This is a genomic window from Pseudoalteromonas sp. SR43-2, assembly GCF_014163885.1.
GTDB lineage: Bacteria > Pseudomonadota > Gammaproteobacteria > Enterobacterales > Alteromonadaceae > Pseudoalteromonas > Pseudoalteromonas distincta.
Genome location: NZ_JACJED010000003.1, coordinates 97,230 through 115,926, shown reverse-complemented (window position 1 = coordinate 115,926; position 18,697 = coordinate 97,230). Strand labels below are relative to the sequence as shown.

Below are 18,697 nucleotides of genomic sequence, written 5' to 3'. Positions count from 1 at the left end.
AATTGGGGTGTGAAAAACAAAAAACCCATTACAAATTTGCAATGGGTTTTGTTAACAATTAACTTAATGTGTTATTACTTACCTATTAAGGCTTAAAACTTGTAGCTAATACCAACTTTAGCCTGCCAAGCTGATGACGATGAATTGATTTGTGAGTAATTACGCACATCTGCACCGCCAAAGCTGTTGTCTATTTTATATCTGCCTTGGTCATCAAGGCCACCAAAGTCATAAATAGTTTGGTTAGAGTAACCTAAGCGTTTTTCTACACCCCAGTCGCTGTTTAGAAGGTTTGCGAAATTATCAATCATTAGATAAACCTCACCAGTGTGACCTTCAGCAAAGCCTGGTATTTCTTGCTTAATGCTAACGTCCATCGTAGTAACCCAAGGTTGAGTTGCTGTATTTTTACCTAAAATACCACCACGCTGAGATATACCAGCACGCTCTAGTAATGGTTCTAACTCAGCCCAAGTCATACCTGATTCATCCCAGTTTACATTTGGATCATCAGCACCTGTAGGTATATATGGTAAGTAAGCACCATTACTGAAGAAACTACTCGTATCACCCAAATCACTGTCTTTATACATGTTCATTGTATAACTAAATGGACGACCTGAACGACGTTCAAAATACACGTTAAACTTAGTCGCATACCCTTCAAAAAACTCTGTGTTATATGCTAAGTTGATTTTAAAGCTATGCTCAACTTCGTAAAAACCACGTGCTGCAATATCTTCATTACGATTTACTGTAATATTATGCTTGTAGTTACCTTCCGCTTGAGAAGCTGAACCGGCTGATGACTCGGTAACATCCTGGTGAGCATAGCTTGCCGATACAAACAGGCCATTATCCCACTGTTTAGCAATACCTGTTGAAATAATAATTGAACGTCCATCATCAGATGAATTCGTCATTTCTATGTCAGCGTTATCAGCTAAAGAGCCACTATAAATAGTTTCATTTATGACGCGTTCACCATCAGCTGCAATACCGATTGGGTTAATAGATGTATTATGCCATACCGCCTCATTCTCTTTTTTATGATAAGCAATCTCTGCTTGCCATTTAAAGCCATCACCTAATAGTTCAGAATCAAACTCATATTCAAAACCTATTTGGGTGCGGATGCTTGAAGGCAATTTAAAATCAGGGTCGATATAAGCAACGCTACCAGCACCTTGTTCTAATGAGTTTTTAATTTCATCAGGCACCTGAGTAATATCGGCAGTGTTATTTGCATAGTAGTCGTTAATTACATCGTTAGGAGCAGATACTAATGTAATACCATCGCTTTGGAATGAGTTGTTATACCAAACATTTGGAATACCACCTTGGAAGCGACCAATACCACCGTTAATAGTAAGGGCTTCTGTTACGTAGTATTTAAAGCCAACGCGAGGAAGTATAATGTCTAGACCATCTAGATTTTCTTGGTTAGTAAAGCCATACGTATTCGCAAAATTTTCATTTAGAGTTGGTTTATCATCTGATGATAAACGTTCATAACGAACACCTGCTGTAACTTCTAAATCGTCACCTACATAAAAAGTGTCTTCAATGTAGAGTGCTAGTTGGTTACGTCTTACATCATATGCTGTATCAGCTGAATCATTAGTGTAAGCATTCTGATAAGAGAAATCATAAGAACCAATTTCACGGTTTTCAAAATTTTCTAAGCTATCAAACTTCCACGTGCCAAGAGAGTTTTCAGCAAATAAGTTATATAAACGAAGTGACTCATATTGAGCACCAAAGTTTATTTCATGCTCATCCATTAAATAGGTAGCATCGAGTGTAAAAGTTAAATTTTGCGTTTCAGAGCGGTTAGCATGACGATATTGATCTGTACCAAAGTTGTAAGAAGGGCCATTTCGACCATCTTCATCAACTGAAATACTACCTAGATTTGAGCGAGTTGCGCTATCAGAGGTAACATCTTTATACGACACACCAATTTCAGTAGAAAAATCTTCAGTCCAATCAGAGTAAAGCTTTGTTGAAAAGTTATTGAACTTCGTTACGTAGGCGTAGGTGTTCGATGTTAGTACAATATTATTGCCACCGGTGCTAGTGTTACGCTCATCTTGATCGTCTTGCCATTGGTAAGTAAAATCTAAACGATGGTCATCACTTGCGTTCCAGCTTAGCTTAACTAACAGGTTTTTATTTGTATCTTCTGGCGCACCTGCTAATGAATCAGTTAAGCCATATTCATTATTTAAAATAGAGATGAAACGGTTATAGTTAGCTTCAGAAGTATTAAATTCGTTGGCTGCACCAGAGCCGTCAAAGCCGTAATCAAGATCTAATTCGCTTGACCATTCTGAATAGTTAACGAAATAAAACAGTTCGTCTTTAACAATTGCGCCACCAACGTTAAAACCAAATCTTTCTTCAGTTTTAATCGGCTCTACTTTATTTGTAGAATAAGTTTTATGACCTAGCTCATCAAGATCGTCTTCTTGTACAATATTATCGACATCGCCAGCTATCTCAGGAGTAGAGACCTCATAAAAGCCAGAGAACTTAAACTCATTTGTACCAGACTTTGTTACTGCGTTAATAGTACCGCCACCAAAGTTACCTTTAGAAGCTGAGAAAGGAGATACATCAACAGAAACTTGTTCAATAGCATCAAGTGCTACAGGAGGCTGAGAAGTCGGGTAGCCACCAAAGTTCAAGCCAAAGTCATCATTTTGACCAATACCGTCAACTGTTAAACCGTTGGTACGAGGGTTACTACCTGCAAACGTTAGCTCGCCATTACCATTAATACTGGCAAGTGGGTTTAAGCGCGCAATATCTTTAATGTCGCGGTTAAAGCTTGGCATATTTTCAATAGTATCAGAACCAAATGAGCTGCTTGAGCCACCAGATTGCTGAACAATCTTATAACCAGACACTTCAATTTTTTCGATGTTTAGCGGAGCAAGCTGCGAACTTAAGCGGTATGTTTCACCCAGATTTAGATAGATATTTTCAACAGTTGTATCATTAAACTTATCAGAATCGATGATAACCATGTAAGGACCACCTACACGTAAGCCATTAGCGATAAACGTACCACTTTCGTTTGTAGTTAGCTCGCTAATAGTTCCCGTTGGTTGGTGAACTACTTTAATTTTAACGTTTGCAGCACTGCCACCTGAAGGCGTTGTAATTTTACCACGCATTGCAGATGAAGTATCAGCAGCCATTGCGCTTGTAGAAACACCTAGAGCTAAAATTACCGCTCCAGTTAATTTCGAAAGGCGAAGCTTAGTCATAATGTTGATTTCCCGTGTGTAGGTTATATAAATTTAATACTGTTTATTTGTCAGTCGTCATTTTTAGTGCCGTTTCTAACTCTTTTGCAGAAGGGTCAAATAAGGCGTTCAATAGTCCAGCTAGTCGAATACCCGCTTGTTGTAGGCGTGTTTTAACAATTGGAGTGTTGTTATAAATGTAGCTGTACCCAACTTCGTCGTTGGTGTACTTATAAATTTTTGTTGCTAAATTGTGTGATTCTTCAACCCAAGTTTTAGGTGAGCTTTGTAAATACTCAGCAATTAACTCGCTGTTATTTGTATCAATAAATTGAGCGTATTCAGTAAACGACAAGTTCTCGTTCTCAACTAACTTTGTATCCCAAAGGCTGTGAAGATTTGTTTCTTCGTTAAAAAATGAAACCTTAATACGGTTACCACCTCTGTCTTCACCTCGACCGGCATGAAATGGCTGATGGCTATCGCCTACTAAATGCACTAAAAAACGCAAACTGAACTGCTTAGCATCTAAGGTGCTATTTTTATCAGTGAGTGTTTGCATGGAATAGTGAATGCCTTCTAGGATATTACTTACAGATTCTTTGTTTTTAGTGTGATCGTGATTGAAGCTGAAAGATTTTCCTGGTGCTGCATTAATATAATGCCAACGAGATGATTGCTTTTGCCAAAAGTCGCCAGGAGCAGAGCGCATTTCATCAGGCCACGTTGATATTTGCGCAAGTGACTCACCATCTAAATAAGGTTTAATTGCTGCTTTAGTTGTTTCGCTTATATGAGATTGTGCAATCTGCCCTACAATACGGTGGCCATTTTGACCCCAAGCGTGTGAGTTAGTGCTTGTGAATATCGCACTAATCAAAAGCGCAGAAGATATCGAGTACTTTATATTGTTATGCATTAAAACTTCCTAAATGAATATTTCATGGGGTTGCTATAAGCTAATGCGGTCAATTGTCCTCATTTTTAATGTTGATAGGAAGGACTTATTAAAATTCATAGTTTCTTATTAAATTGCTTTTAAAATCAGTCTCTTACATTTAACAGGTAAAATTACTTGTTGTAATAGGTAAGCGAAATTGTTCAAATACACTATATCGTCTATTTTTGGGTGGCATTGCTTTGGATTATAAAAATATTGTGTTGCACAAAATGTTAATTGTTACATTTTTGTTTCTATTATTGGTCGTTACGTGGGTTTGCGGTCAAGTTAGTGTATACAATGATGATTTACATTTTCCGGTTATGATCGAAACCTCAACAGAGTGTCAAACAACTGCTACAAGTAACAAAGGCCAATTAATTGTTTTTACACAATCAAAAAAAATAGCCAAATTATTAACACAAAAGTTATGCTCTGATAACGTAGTAGCTAAGCAATATGGCTCTGTAAAAGGGTATTGGGGGTATAGAACGGCAGACAGCTTTGAGTTTGTGGGTAAAGGAATTGCTGACTTAATTTTGGCTAAAAACAATATTATGGCAGCCTTTAAAGCAGAGTCGACATATAACTACCAGCCCGTTGTTGGTTTTTCTGACTACACGGCTTTTTTTATATCTTCTAAAGAAAAACCTCGAGTCACTAAACAATATTTTTTAGATAAACGCATAGGTTTGCTTGATTATCCTACCAGCCGATCAGGGCATATTTTACCAAAGCAAATGTTTAAAGAACTGGATATAAATTTAGCTAATTTGAAAATCACTTATGCTAGTTCTCATAACGAATTACGCGATTTACTCGCCGACGGAAAAGTAGATATTATTGCTTCGTTTTGGAAAGAGAGTGACGAAAAACGTTTTTCAAAAAACTATATTACGCCTTTGAGTAATAATATTACTGGAACAAGATGGTATTTAAAAATGCAGCAAAACAATACTGATTTATTATGTGCAGTACAGGCAAATTTGCTTGATATGTCTAAAGATCAAAGTTTGCATTATTATCAAAATGCACAATCGTTTTGGAGTTGCGGTACTAGCTCAGTAAACTTAAAAGAGGAAGTTAGTGATGAGTAAATATAAACAACTACTTGTTTTACTATGCTTATTTTTAACTTTATCTTCTGTGTTTTATATTTCTGTAATTCAAAAAAGCCAGCAAGTGACTAAACAAAAAATAACGCAGATAGAAAGGCAAATAGCACTCGACTTACCATTACTTGATTTATCAAATGAGCTGCTAAAGCATTCAGGGAATAAAGATGCGGTTAATAGCTACATTAAAACCTTAAACAGCTACATTAATTCGAACGATCTTAAAGTTGTTGCTATTGCACCAAAAGGCGAAATACTAGCACCTGTAAACTTACACCAAATAACACGTAGTTTGAGCACTAATAACGGACCTGTATTAGTTGTATTTAACGTTCAGCAAACCCACTTTACAGTGAGCCATCTTATTTACTATTTTATATTTTTAGTATTAAGTGTGTTGATTAGTTTTTGGGTAAAGTTTGCGTTTATTAAACAAAGTAATAAGCAGTTTAATAATGCACAGCATCAGTCAATTACAGAGCCTACGCCGCTGATACTTATAGTTGATCTTAACGATAAAACACTATCAAGTAGTTGTAATGCAGAGCAAAAAGTGGGTTTAGCCAATAAGCCATTATGCTTTTATTTAGCACTTGTAGAGTATTGTACAAATAATGATGATGTAGCGCTTAGTCATAATAAAGATGTACCAGAGGAGCTTCTAGAGCTCGCTAACAAGTATTTTTATAGGTTGGTCGAACTTGGTCATACGGTTAGAAAAAGGCCTAATTTTAATAATAGCCTAGAAAAAACCTTGAGTGAGATACGTGCGGCGTTAGATGAAGTACTTAGTGAGTGTCCTGAAGAAAAAGAGTTATATTACCCACCTAAAGCCTATGGGGAAGGCTCTCGTTCTCGTTTGCATAGTTATGGGCTGGCAAATATTAAAAAAGGTAATATTGAAATAAGAGGAAAGTAACTAGATTACTTTCCTCTTATTCTTAGAGGTTATTTAGGGGTAAATTCAGCCGCTTTGAGAGGGCTATTTTTTGATATAAAGTCTTGAAGTGCTTTAGCATCTGTTTCGTCTGTACTTACAAAGCCTTTTTTATTTGTAAGTGCAGGATAACCATCACCGCCTGATGCGTTATAGCTATTTAGACTCATTCTGTATGTTTTATTTTTATTAAGCGGTTCGCCATTGATCAAAACATTAACCAACTGATTATTTTTACGCTCAAACGATATTTTATGGTATTGCAAATAAGCACCAGCATCCGGTGGGAAGCTCGTTACTGTATTTAAGTAATCCCATAAATCACTGCCTTGCCAATCCATATAAGTAATGCGGTTTTTAAAAGGATGTACTTTTAAAATATCTTTATAGCTTACTTTACCAGCCTCTATTGAGCTGCGAATACCACCGCCACTTATTAATCCAAAGTCTGCATTTACTACATCCATTTGAGCTTGAATAATTACACGTGCAAGGTTTGTTTGTTGGTAACGAACTTTGTTTCTGTCACCTTCTAAGCGAGCATCTACTTCACCAATGGTACCTTCAATTTGTTTAGCGCCTTTAGCTTGGTATACCGCTAAATAAGATTCAAGTTTAGGGTCTGGTTTAATGTACTCGTTTGCTAATACTGCTTTAGTAGAGCCATCAGCTTGAACTTTATCTACATACAAATTAACAGGCATGAGTTTGTAGTCTAGTAACGTTAATTTTCCGTTTTCAAGCTTAAACTCAGCTTTACCAACATACTTACCCCATTCATGGGCTTGCATAATGTAAGTACCGTTTTGCTGGTCTGGCTTACAGGCAAGGCCAGGTTTAAAGTTGTCGTCATTTACATTTGTATCATTCATACACACAGGTTCTTGTGAGTGACCGCCAATGATCATATCAAGCGTGTTTGCAGGAAGTGAGCGAGCAAGTGTTACATCACCTGGTGCATTAATGCCAAAGCTAGCATCAACATAATGACCCATATGAGTCAGCGCAATGGTAATATCAGGGTTGTACTTAGCTTTTATTTCTTTAGCAAGTTTTGCGGTAACGTCAACAGGGTCTTTAAACTCTAAGTGGCCAATATACTGAGGATTACCAATTTTAGCTGTGTCTGTTGTTGTTAATCCAATAACAGCAATAGTTAAGCCATTTTTTTTGAATATTTTATAGCTATCAAACGCATGTTCGCCTGATTCTTTTTCAAATATATTGGCTGATAGAAAAGGAAAGTTCACCCATTTTTGCTGTTGCTTCAATACATCAATAGGGTTATCGAATTCGTGATTACCTAATGCCATTGCATCATAACCAATCAGCGACATACCTTTAAAGTCAGGTTCTGCTTTTTGTAAATCTGACTCAGGAATACCGGTATTAATGTCACCACCAGAGAGAAGTAAAACGGCATGACCTTGCTTTTGGGCGTCATTACGTAAAGAGTCAATTAACGTTTTGCGAGCGGCCATACCGTATTCGCCTTTTTCGTTTTGCCAAAAACGGCCGTGATTATCATTAGTATGAAGAACAGTTAAATATTCAGTAGGAGTACTATTAGAGGTTGATTCAGGAGCAGGAGATGTACATCCAAGTACACTAAAAATAATCGAAAATAAAATAATTATACGCATAAAATACCTATGGATTAAGGTCTACTTAATTTATCAAGCGGGTAGTTTAAACTAGTTTTATGCTAAAAAAACGTACTTATTGACATTTTATTTAGAAGGTACAGTTAATCGATTTGTGGCGGCACTTTCGCGACGCTTTAACTCTGCATCCGCATATTCCCGCTTAGTATGGTTTATACCTACCATCCACGTTAAAAAGCTCGCCGGTAGTTTTGTGTATGGTTCACCTTTGTGTAAACCGAAGTCGCAAATTGTTTGTTTAGTGTGTGGCATTGTTAGATCCTGTTGTTTGTGTTTTTTTAAGGTAACAAATAAGTGACCACACTTTTAAGATGATTTAATTTTAAATAGTTAGATTTATATAGCAAAAAAGAATATAAATAATGGCATATGTAATTAATTTGTCATCAACACGGTCTTAATTGTATCAACTCACACTTTAGAATCGATTTTAGTCGCCGATGGCATTAATGTGTTAACGCATTAACTAATTATTTAAAAAATATAACAACAGGAATAAAACATGAAAAAACTTTTACTTGGCTCAGCACTTGCTGCAGCAAGTTTTACAAGCACCGCTACTATAGTTGAAATGAACACGAGCCAAGGTGTCATAGAGATAAACCTGTTTGATCAACAAACCCCCAAAACAGTCGCAAATTTTTTAAGTTACGTTCAAGACGATTCATATAACGAAACAGTAATTCACCGCTCTGTTAGTAACTTTGTTATTCAAGGTGGTGGATTTACATTTTCTGATTCGCTAGATGCGATTACTACAAAGCCTGCTGTAGAAAATGAGCCCGTTTTTTCTAATGTTAAGGGCACCATTGCGATGGCTAAATTATCGGGTGATGCTAATAGCGCAACAAGTCAGTGGTTTTTTAATATTACAGACAATAGTGCAGCACTTGATACGCAAAATGGTGGCTTTACTGTGTTTGGACAAATTACTGCAGCAAGCCAATCAACGTTAGATAAAATTGCAGCGTTAGTACACTGTGGTGAAACACCCGTGGTTGATATTACTGCTGAGCAATGTGCAAGTACAGATGTAACAATTAGTAGTGCTAACTTAGTGACTATTCAAAATGTGGCGGTAATGGATGATGATCCTAATTCAGCAGCAGGCCTTACTGTCACTGAAAATACGTTAATTGATTCTGACACATCAACAGGTTCTAGTAGCAGTTCTGGCGGCGGGTTAATTTGGCTTTTAGGTGCTTTTTTACTTGCGGTACCTCGTTTAAAACGTGCTAAATAATTAAAATTAACGGTAATGTGGATGGCCTAAACCAGCCGTCCACATTACTATTATTAAACTTTGCTGTTTAAAATAGTACTCGCCAAACCATTGCTAGCCAAATTGAAAACACACAAACACAACCCAGTAAAAACACTTTAAAACGTGCGCGTACGTTGTTTTCACCTAAATGAATAACGCTATGCACAATACGTGTTGCTACAAATAAACAGGCCAGTATTGCCACAAGTGTACTGGCGCTATTTAGTTGCAGTGCAAGTAAACACCCCGCGTAAAAAAGCACAGGTATTTCAAACTGATTTGAAAAGTTTCTATCTGCCACCCTAATAGTGTCGCCAGCCTTATCTAATTGCATTGTTTTAAAATCACTTAAATCTAGTTGTTTGTTTTTAGCTGCGGCAAAGCGCCTTTTACCCATAATGAGCATGACAACCAGTGAAAGCGTAACTTGTGCAAACATGGCAAGTATGATGATTTTTTCCATTGTTTTTCCTTATTATTATTTAGAATTTGCGTATTTTTTGATATTGAAAGATTTTTAATCTCGCAAGGTTGGCAGACTCCCAACTAATATCCGATTATGAAGACATTTTTCACAATGTGTTACACAAAATAGCGTTATTTTGTAGAAAGTTATTAATTGAAAATGTTAGTTTAGCTTAACTATATTGCTTTGAATTGGCGCACGCTATTTTGCGCAATACTTTTTAATGGAAAACAAAAATGAAAAAGATTATTGGTTTTAGTGCTATCGCACTTGCAGTTTTAAGTGGTTGTTCAAATACGGCTTCGGTTTCAGTGGCGCCTCAGGCCTCTTTACTATCAGATACGTTAGTCGTTAGTCCTAACGATAACCGTGAATATAAAACACTTAAGCTGGCAAACGACATTGAAGTAATTTTAGTGTCAGATCCAGGTGCTGAAAAATCAGCAGCGGCACTCAGCGTTGGTGTTGGTTTACTGCACGATCCAATGTCGCAACAAGGTATGGCGCATTATTTAGAGCACATGCTGTTTTTAGGCACAGATCGCTACCCAGACACAAAAGGGTATTCTGATTTTATGACCAAAAATGGTGGCGCGCACAATGCTTACACGTGGCTCGATATTACTAATTACATGTTTAAAATTAATAACGACGCGTTTGATGAAGGGCTAGACCGTTTTGCTGACTTTTTCAAAGCGCCTAAGTTATACCCAGAATACACAAACAAAGAAAAAAATGCAGTAAACGCAGAGTGGTCAATGCGCCGCGAAATGGACTTTTTTGGACAATTTAAACTCGCGCGTAAAATGATGGGCGATCACCCAGCTAATCGCTTTTTAATTGGTAACCTAGAAACGCTTGGCGATAAAGAAAACAGTTCACTTCATAAAGAAACGGTTGATTTTTATAATAAATACTACTCTTCAAATATTATGAAAGTTGCGCTTATTTCTAATTTACCTATTGCTGAAATGGAGCAAAAAGCGCAAAAATACTTTGCTGACATAAAAAATAAAAATATCGAAAAACCAACAGTGACTGCAAAACTTGATTTTGATAACGCTGGCGGAAAACGCGTGTTTTATGCACCAAATGAAGATGTAAAACAGCTGCAACTTGATTTCACCATTGCTAATAATAATAGCGAATTTGCACTTAAACCAAACCGATTTGTAGCGTATTTACTAAGTAATGAAATGCAGGGCAGCCCAGCGCAACTTCTTCGTGATAAAGGATGGGTGTCTCAGCTTTCAGCTTCAGCTGCACCAAATCAATATGGTAACTACGGTTCGTTAAATGTAAATGTAGAGCTTACAGATGAAGGCATGAAAAATCGTGACGAAATAGTTGCGACTATTATGCAGTACATCGATTTAATTAAAAAAGAAGGCGTTGATAGCAAGTACTTTAACGAAATTCGTACTTCCCTTAATAACCAGTTTAAGTTTTTAGAAAAAGGTGATGAGTTTAATTATGTAAGCTCGCTTACGCAAAGCATGCAAGACTATCCGTTAAATCACGCTATTAATGCACCTTATTATTATGCAAAGTTTGACGCTGACGCTGTAAACAATGTACTTGAGCAGTTAAATGCCGACACCCTTCGTATTTGGTATGTATCGCAGCAAGAAGAGACAGACTCACAACTACACTTTTACGACGGTAAATACCGCATCAGTGACATTAGCGATGATGAAATTGCCAGCTGGAAAAAACCAAGCGAATTTAAGTTAGCACTACCAACAGTAAACAATTTATTGCCTGAAAATTTTGCAATAAAAACGCAAGCATTTAAAGAGCAAAAATACCCAGAACTTGCTTACGATAAAAATGGTGTAAAAGTATGGCGCCAAGCAAGTCAAAAATTTGCAGAGCAGCCAAAAGGGCTTGTTGAAGTTTATATAAATACTCAACCAGGTTTGAACGATATCAAAGCAGAAGTCCTTTATTCTGTCTGGGCTGATTTATATAATATTCAACAAAGTCAGTTAAGTACCGAAGCAGCAATCGCCGGTATGAGCGTAAGCTTAGCACCGAGTAATGGTCTTGTTTTATCTATGAGTGGTTTTACAGATAAGCAAGATGTATTGCTTAAACAAGCTTTAACCGGGTTAAAAGCCGATGAAACAGCACAAGCATTTAGCCAAGCGGTAGATCGTTTTAAACGTAATTTACTAAACCAACAAAAGCAGTTTCCGTATGCACAAGCATTTGGCGAGTATTCAAAACTAACGCGTACAGGTGGCTTTGATACAGATGCGCTTATTAAAGCCGCTGACTCACTGAGTGTTGCTGACTTAGCACAATTAAAAACAGCTACGTTTGCACAAAACGATTTACGCGTATTTAGTTACGGTAACTACGATCAGCAAGATATTGACGCGATAGCACAAGAGTTAAGTGCAACATTACCAAGTAATCATAAGCGCAGTGAATTTGCGCGAAGCAAAGCGTGGTTGCCACAACCTGGCGAAACGCTGGTATTGCAAAAAGATATTGATGTAGCCGATGTAGCGGTGGTTGATATGACCGTTCATCCTGTTGCGGGTTACAAACAAAAAGCAGAAGCAGCTGTATTACAAAGCCACTTTAGAACTGTTGCGTTTGATAAAATGCGTACTGAGGAGCAACTTGCATACGCAGTAGGTGCGTTAGCTCGCCCAATTGAAGATTATTCAGCAATAGGTTTGTATATTCAAACACCGGTTAAAGGACCAAAAGAAATACAAGCTCGTTTTGATAAGTTTAAAAAAGAATACGCAGTTGAACTTGATAACATGAGCGAAGAGACTTTTGAGCAGCTGAAAAACTCTACCCTTGTATCACTTAAAGAGCAGCCTAAAAACTTAAGTGACGAAATGAGCCCACTTATAAACGATTGGTACCGTGAAAACTTTACCTTTGATTCTAAGCAAAAGCTGATTGATGAAGTTGAAAAAGTAACGCTTGCAGATATAAAAGACTACTACAAGCAAACAATGCTTAACCCTAATGCTGCACGTTTAAATGTGCAACTACGCGGGACTAAGTTTATAGAAAGTGACTTTGCCGATTTACCAAATCAAACTAAAATCACAACGCTTGATGCCTATTACAATGGTATTAAATTACAAAAATAAGCTTTATTTATGTAGCTAAAAATAAACCCCAATGTATCACTACATTGGGGTTTATTATTTATCTCACTATATTTACTAATAATACCAATTCGCTTAATTAAGTGATCTATTTTGAGGATGGAAAAACGGGTTGATAGCTAGGCAAAAAATTCGCTATTTAGTTGTTCTAAATGAAAATTTTTTAACGCAGGTAGCGACTCGTTTAGCCCCGGAAAATGATTGAGTATTATTGCGGATTGGTATAATATTTAAGCCATTATTAAAAAGCCTATAACAGCTAATGCCGCAGCAATTAGCGTGTAAGGCAATTGTGTAACGGCATGGCTCATTAAATTACAACCAGAACCTTGCGCTGCGAGTACGGTTGAATCTGAGTAAAAACACGCTTGGCTACCAAAAGAGGAAGCCGATAATAGCGCACCAATGACCAGTGGTATGTTTGCATCAACCGCATTAGCCAGTGGCATAACAATCGGAATTGATACAGCAAAAATACCCCAGCTAGACCCAGTTGCAAACGCTAAAATAGCCATTGAAATAAATACCACGGCTGGTAAGTATGCAGCGATCATATAAGGGCTTAAGCTGCCAATAACAAACTGAGGCAAACCAATTAAGTCGCATACATCTTTGAATATAAACGCCGCTATAACAGTACCAATAGCGGGGATCATACTTTTAAAGCCATCAAGCATGCGTTCAATCATTTCACTTACGCTCATTAATTTTTGTAGTGCATAAAATGGGAGAGTGACCGCCATTGTTGCTAATAAGCCTTTGTATACGTCAATTTCAAAGTAAACAGTAAATGCAACCAGTAAAATAATCGGCACCAAAAAGTTACGTAATTTACCTTTAGGATCAGCATCTTCAAAGTTCTCTTCTACGGCTTTTACTGCATATTCATCCGCTGTTTGAACGTCATTGTATTGGGCTGGATCGACTTGAGCTTGCTCAATTTGCGCCATTTGCTCTGCTTTTTTCATTGGACCAATCGCAGGAATAATACCCAGCACAACAAGTAAAACAACAAGCACTGCAAACCACGCATAAAACATATACGGTATGGCTTGGATATAAACCGCAATCCCTTTGCCTTCTTCAGCAATACCGTTATCTACAAGTAAGCCACCAAAAAAAACCGCCCAGGTAGATAAAGGGACGAGTACACAAATTGGTGCAGCAGTAGAGTCTACAACATAGGCAAGCATTTCACGGCTCACTTTAAATTTATCGGTAATGCGTTTCATGGTTTCACCCACGGTAAGCGCATTTAAGTAGTCATCAATAAAAATAACTACACCCAAACAAAAGGTCATAAACAAAGATGAGCGTTTACCTTTAGTGTATTTAAGGGCTAACTTGCCAAAAGCCGATGCGCCACCTGTGCGCACTAATAGCGCGATTAAAGCACCAAAGCCACCACATACAAGTATTAGCCAGCCGATGGTTTCGTCTGTCATCACTTTTAGCGATGTACTCGCAAAGTTAGTAAGTACTTGTGCAGGATCGGCGATAACTAAGCCAACTAAAGCACCAATAAGTAAAGATAAAATAGGGCGGCGTAATACAACAGCCAATACAACTACCACCAACGGTGGTAGTAAACTTAACGCAGAAGGTTCAAGCATTTAAGTATTCACAAAATTAAAAGCATGTATAAAAATTAAAATAGTATTAATTTTTAAACTGCTTATACAAAAACAAAGAAGATGATAAGTTTGTTGTAAAATCATCTTCCAAGTCACTGCTTTTGTACGCGAGGGAGGGACACATAAACAGTTATGTTAAATAGCGGCTTAAGTGAAACGCGTTGGCTTTGGCGCCAGACGGTGCAAGGAGTGCAAACCGCTATTGTTGTGCCTGTAAAAACATCGGCGCAAAAATAATCTGCTTTTTAATTTCAGTCAACAAAAAGTTACATGCAAAACAAAGTTTTTTAGAGGAGCTTATATTGAACGCTGTATTTAAAACAAATCGATTGTTGTTGCGCCATGCAAATGAGCTTGATGCAGCTATTTTACTTAAGCTAGTTAATCAAGCGAGCTTCATAGAGCATATTGGTGATAAAGCAATTTATACCCTTGATGATGCCAAGTCGTACATCAATCAGTCATTTATTGCTTCTCATGTACGCCAAGGCTTTGGGCCTTACATTATTACTTTGCATAATGCTGTAGTGGTTGGCGTTGTTGGGTTTTATAAACGCGCCGCGTTACTGCAACCTGATTTAGGTTTTGCACTTGTAAGCGGTTTTGAAAAAAAGGGTTATGTTTTTGAAGCGGCCAGCGCACTTTTGCAACATAAGCATGAATTTGGAATTACAAAACTGTGTGCAATAACATCACCAGATAATAGGGCATCGCAGAATGTGTTGTTAAAATTGGGTTTTAAAATAGAGGGCAAGGCGGTTATCAATGATGATAAAACCGCCGTGATTATATTGTCACTTAACGATTAAAGTCTTGCTTGTTCTATTTGCTTTGCAACATTTAGGTTTATATTTAGCCATGTTGCTTCAAGTGTTGAAACTAAACCGTCATAGCCATCATCATCAATAGGGACCAATTGCGAAAAATTATTAATACTTATAAGGCGTCGGCCTGTTTCAGGGTGTGTGTAATATAAACGCCAAAGCCCAGAAATATCAGCGTTACCTTGCATATCGCCATTAAAGTGGTGAATTTCGTATTCAAGCTCATAAAACGTTTGTTGATCAAGTTCAGTAATGACCGGTAAGCCTTTTATTACCATCCAGTTGGGCATAGCATTAAAAAGTGTTTGCTGGGCTGTTGCAGTAAGCATTACATCCGGCGATTCGCCCCACAGGTTATAATTTGCAGCATGAATTTGGTTGCTATCTATTTTCATCGCAATGCCCAAATTATTTAAAGCGCCTCTAAGTACAACAGTTTGTATTCTTAGTTGCGCATCTGTATCTGCAACGTTTCGAGACGATGCACCTATAGGCTGCTCAAACTGGTAATACTGTGTCGCAGTTTGTATTGCTGAGCTACAACCTGCCAATAGTAATAATAAACTTGCGGTTAAAAATAACGATTTCATTATTGCTTCCTTGGTTTTGGATCTGCTGGTAATGATTTATCAAAAATTAGCATATTAGGTTGCTCGTTTAATCCGCGAGTTAGAGGCTGTAGGCCCTCACTTAAACGTTTAAACTCTTTTAATGTTTGCTGTATTTGATGATGAAGTTCAGAACCGGCTTGGTAACTGGCCATGGTTTTATCAAATTGGCGCATAGTGACTTCAAACTGCTCCATGCTTTTTGTCATCTTTTCGAAATTACGGTTAAAGTCGCCAGGCAAGTTTTGTATATCTTTTTGGCTTAGCAGCTCTCGCATTTCATTAGCAAGCGCTCGGTAATCGGTAAATGTAGCTTGCATTTGTGCCAAGCTATCTTCAACTTTTAAGTTATTTACCTTATTAAGTACGTCAGAAACTTGATCTGCTAATACAGTTATACCGCTAGAAATACTCGGAAAAACATCATACTGCACAAGTTTACCTAGGTGTGCTTCTGGCGCGTCGGGGTATATATCAAAATCTACATACACAGCACCCGTTAATAAATTACCAGGCTTTAACGAGGCGCGCATACCACTTTCAATCCAGCCCTTTAAACTGCCTTGCCAATACTCTTTTGCTGAAGCACTGTCATGATACAAGCGTCCGTATTCTACTTTTATAAGCACTGGAACCGCCGTATTATGGTTTCTAAAGTGGGCAGGTTTACCGTCAATAATTACATTGGCAGGTGTTTCAACAACAGTACCTACACGCATACCTCTGTATTCGACAGGTGCACCTGTGCGTAGTCCTCGAACTGATTGTTCAAATTCAATGAGGTAGTAATCAAAATCGTAAAAGCGCTCTTCTAGCGCTTCTTTATAGCTTTGGCTTAATGAAAAGCTATGCCCATCTTGTGCTATTTCACCCGGGGCCTGTTGCTCAGGTAAGCCAACCGAAATACCGCCTTTTAAAAGTTTACTTAAAGAGCCCGTATTAATATTGATGCCATCGGCAGATAGGTCAATTTCAATCCCTGCGTTCACCCAAAAAATAGAGTTCATGGTGATGAGATTTTGATAAGGTTCTTTAATAAATACGCCGTACTTCATTGCTTGGTTTTCCCAATCAAAAGTGGCGGTTTCTATTTGACCTATTTTGTAATTTTTGAAAAATATACCGGTACTCACATCAAGCACTTCAGCGTTATAACTCATTAATTTGAAACGGCCACCTTTCACATCTTTACCAATGAGGGCGGGTTCGTCTTGTAATTTAAAACGCTCTTTTAGCTCTTTACTTTCACCGGGTGAAAACTCTAAATATACACCAGACAATAGCGTACTCATTCCGCTAATACCCGTTTCATCAATGCGTGGTTTTACGACCCAAATTTTGGCATCATCAGTTAATAAGTTATTGTAGTTTTTGTCTATTTGCGCACGGGCAATTACGCTGTCTTGCGTGTCGGATAGCCTAACATGATCAATTTGACCTATTTTTACACTGCGCACTTTTATTTCAGTCTTACCTGCAATAATGCCTTCTGCTTGTGGCATTTCGATAAAAATAGTAGGGCCTTTATTAGCTTGGTATTGGTATAACATCCACATGCCCACTAACAGCGCAATTGCCGGAATGATCCAGATAGCGGAAATTTTCGGTTCTTTTGTTATTTCGGCGGTTTCGGTCATGCTTTGTTCTCTGATTTTTTGTTTTTAGGGGAATCCCACAATAAGCGTGGGTCAAAGGCATGGGCAGCCATCATTTGGCATATTACCATAACTGTAAAAAATACAATGCCTAATCCTGGCGTTACTGACATTAAATTACCCAGTTGAACTAAGGCCACTAAAATAGCAACCACGAATACATCTATCATCGACCATTTACCAATAAACTCAGTCAGTTGATAAATTCGGGTGTAACTTTTTGTATGTTTATTGGCAGGCCTTGTAACCATAAAGCATAAAAAGCTCAATACAAATGCCTTAGCAAGCGGTACAACCACACTGGCTAAAAATATAATAGCGGCAATAGGGTAGGAGCCACTGTTCCAAAGAGTAATAACACCACCAATTAAAGTTGAAGGGGATTCATCCCCAAGGCTAGTGGTGTGCATAATAGGTAAAACATTTGCTGGAATATAACAAACAACAGAAGTAATTAGCCAAGCTGCTGCTTTTTGTACGCTATAAGGGTTTCTGACGTGTGTTTTTGTATGGCAACGCTGGCAAATATTACCGGTACATAGTTGATGGCACACATGGCAGGCTTTAATATTTTCATCTATTGCACGTTTAGCATGCTCTGCGCCTTCGAGTACTTTTACAGGCTTTATTTGAGCCCATAAGCGTGGGCGATTTAAGTGAACAAGTGCAGCTATGTATAAAATAACAAACCCCACATAAGCCCAAAAACTCGTGCCGAAGCTAATATCAGCCAGCGACATGATTTTAACCATACTAACAAGTACGCCAATTAAAAATATTTCCGACATAATCCAAGGCTCTAACGCCAAAGTGAACTTTAGTAGTCGCCTTGCAATACTCTCTGGTAATGCTTTTAAAAGCCCAAGATGCAAAGGAATTAAAATAACAAGCAAACCCATGGGCAGGGCAATAATGCTCAAATCAATAAATAAGCCAAGTAGCTCACTATCATAATTAAACAAAATTCGAGCCGCGTCGGGCAGTGTAATAGTTTGAGTTATACCGCTACTACTAAATGAAATAAAAGGGTAAAACATACTGCTGAGCAGCATTAATAGTGCGCTAAAGCTTAGTGCAACTATGCGACTGTCGTGATTAACATTGGCTTCGCAAAGTTTATGGTGACAATGTGGGCATATCGCCATTTGTTTTGCGATTATGCGAGGTATATCTATGATCAGATCACAACAGGGGCAGAC

Annotated in this window: 14 protein-coding genes; 5 read left to right on the top strand and 9 right to left on the bottom strand. The window is 37.8% G+C overall.

Annotated features, from left to right (window positions below):
- Positions 1-92: 92 nt before the first annotated feature.
- Both H5120_RS03515 and H5120_RS03510 read right to left on the bottom strand, forming a co-directional pair.
- Positions 93-3,275: a TonB-dependent receptor gene (locus H5120_RS03515; RefSeq protein WP_182673607.1), complete on the bottom strand. Its 3,183-nt coding sequence runs from the start codon at positions 3,273-3,275 to the stop codon at positions 93-95.
- Positions 3,276-3,318: 43 nt separating this feature from the next.
- On the bottom strand, positions 3,319-4,173 hold the full coding sequence (locus H5120_RS03510; protein ID WP_182671135.1) for a S1/P1 nuclease: 855 nt from the start codon (positions 4,171-4,173) through the stop codon (positions 3,319-3,321).
- Between the two features lie 251 nt (positions 4,174-4,424).
- On the opposite strand from H5120_RS03510, the gene H5120_RS03505 reads away from it, so the two are divergent.
- Positions 4,425-5,291, top strand: coding sequence for a hypothetical protein (locus tag H5120_RS03505; RefSeq protein WP_182671136.1), 867 nt, complete (start codon positions 4,425-4,427; stop codon positions 5,289-5,291).
- Positions 5,284-6,228: a hypothetical protein gene (locus H5120_RS03500; RefSeq protein WP_182673606.1), complete on the top strand. Its 945-nt coding sequence runs from the start codon at positions 5,284-5,286 to the stop codon at positions 6,226-6,228. Before H5120_RS03505 ends, H5120_RS03500 begins: the two co-directional genes overlap by 8 nt.
- 29 nt (positions 6,229-6,257) lie before the next feature.
- Here the strand turns inward: H5120_RS03500 and ushA are convergent, their stop codons facing one another.
- Together ushA and H5120_RS03490 are read right to left on the bottom strand one after the other, a co-directional pair.
- A complete protein-coding gene (ushA, locus tag H5120_RS03495) occupies positions 6,258-7,889 on the bottom strand; it encodes a bifunctional UDP-sugar hydrolase/5'-nucleotidase UshA (RefSeq protein ID WP_182673605.1) in 1,632 nt (543 codons plus the stop codon).
- An 87-nt stretch (positions 7,890-7,976) separates the two neighbouring features.
- Positions 7,977-8,162, bottom strand: coding sequence for a hypothetical protein (locus H5120_RS03490; RefSeq protein ID WP_024594581.1), 186 nt, complete (start codon positions 8,160-8,162; stop codon positions 7,977-7,979).
- Between the two features lie 250 nt (positions 8,163-8,412).
- On the opposite strand from H5120_RS03490, the gene H5120_RS03485 reads away from it, so the two are divergent.
- Positions 8,413-9,153, top strand: a complete 741-nt coding sequence (locus H5120_RS03485; protein WP_138490388.1) for a peptidylprolyl isomerase — start codon at positions 8,413-8,415, stop codon at positions 9,151-9,153.
- A gap of 67 nt (positions 9,154-9,220) precedes the next feature.
- On the opposite strand, the gene H5120_RS03480 is transcribed toward H5120_RS03485, so the two are convergent.
- Complete coding sequence (locus H5120_RS03480; RefSeq protein ID WP_024594583.1) at positions 9,221-9,637, bottom strand: MAPEG family protein; 417 nt, start codon at positions 9,635-9,637, stop codon at positions 9,221-9,223.
- Positions 9,638-9,876: 239 nt separating this feature from the next.
- Between H5120_RS03480 and H5120_RS03475 the strand changes: the two genes are divergently transcribed.
- Entirely contained in the window at positions 9,877-12,759 is a 2,883-nt protein-coding gene (locus H5120_RS03475; RefSeq protein ID WP_182673604.1) for an insulinase family protein, read from the top strand.
- Between the two features lie 248 nt (positions 12,760-13,007).
- Here the strand turns inward: H5120_RS03475 and H5120_RS03470 are convergent, their stop codons facing one another.
- The gene (locus H5120_RS03470; RefSeq protein WP_182673603.1) at positions 13,008-14,390 is read right to left on the bottom strand and encodes a Na+/H+ antiporter NhaC family protein; all 1,383 of its coding nucleotides are present in this window, start codon (positions 14,388-14,390) and stop codon (positions 13,008-13,010) included.
- 323 nt (positions 14,391-14,713) lie between these two features.
- On the opposite strand from H5120_RS03470, the gene H5120_RS03465 reads away from it, so the two are divergent.
- Positions 14,714-15,220 (top strand): GNAT family N-acetyltransferase, encoded by a 507-nt coding sequence (locus H5120_RS03465; protein WP_138490392.1) that lies wholly within the window; start codon positions 14,714-14,716, stop codon positions 15,218-15,220.
- Here H5120_RS03465 and H5120_RS03460 read toward each other — a convergent pair.
- From H5120_RS03460 to H5120_RS03450, 3 genes are read right to left on the bottom strand one after another with little or no spacing between them, the layout of a single operon-like run.
- Positions 15,217-15,825, bottom strand: coding sequence for a PqiC family protein (locus tag H5120_RS03460; protein WP_138490393.1), 609 nt, complete (start codon positions 15,823-15,825; stop codon positions 15,217-15,219). The two genes, H5120_RS03465 and H5120_RS03460, sit on opposite strands and share 4 nt — an antisense overlap.
- Positions 15,825-17,480: an intermembrane transport protein PqiB gene (pqiB, locus tag H5120_RS03455; RefSeq protein WP_182673602.1), complete on the bottom strand. Its 1,656-nt coding sequence runs from the start codon at positions 17,478-17,480 to the stop codon at positions 15,825-15,827. Before pqiB ends, H5120_RS03460 begins: the two co-directional genes overlap by 1 nt.
- Complete coding sequence (locus H5120_RS03450; protein WP_259396303.1) at positions 17,477-18,643, bottom strand: paraquat-inducible protein A; 1,167 nt, start codon at positions 18,641-18,643, stop codon at positions 17,477-17,479. Before H5120_RS03450 ends, pqiB begins: the two co-directional genes overlap by 4 nt.
- Positions 18,644-18,697: the final 54 nt, after the last annotated feature.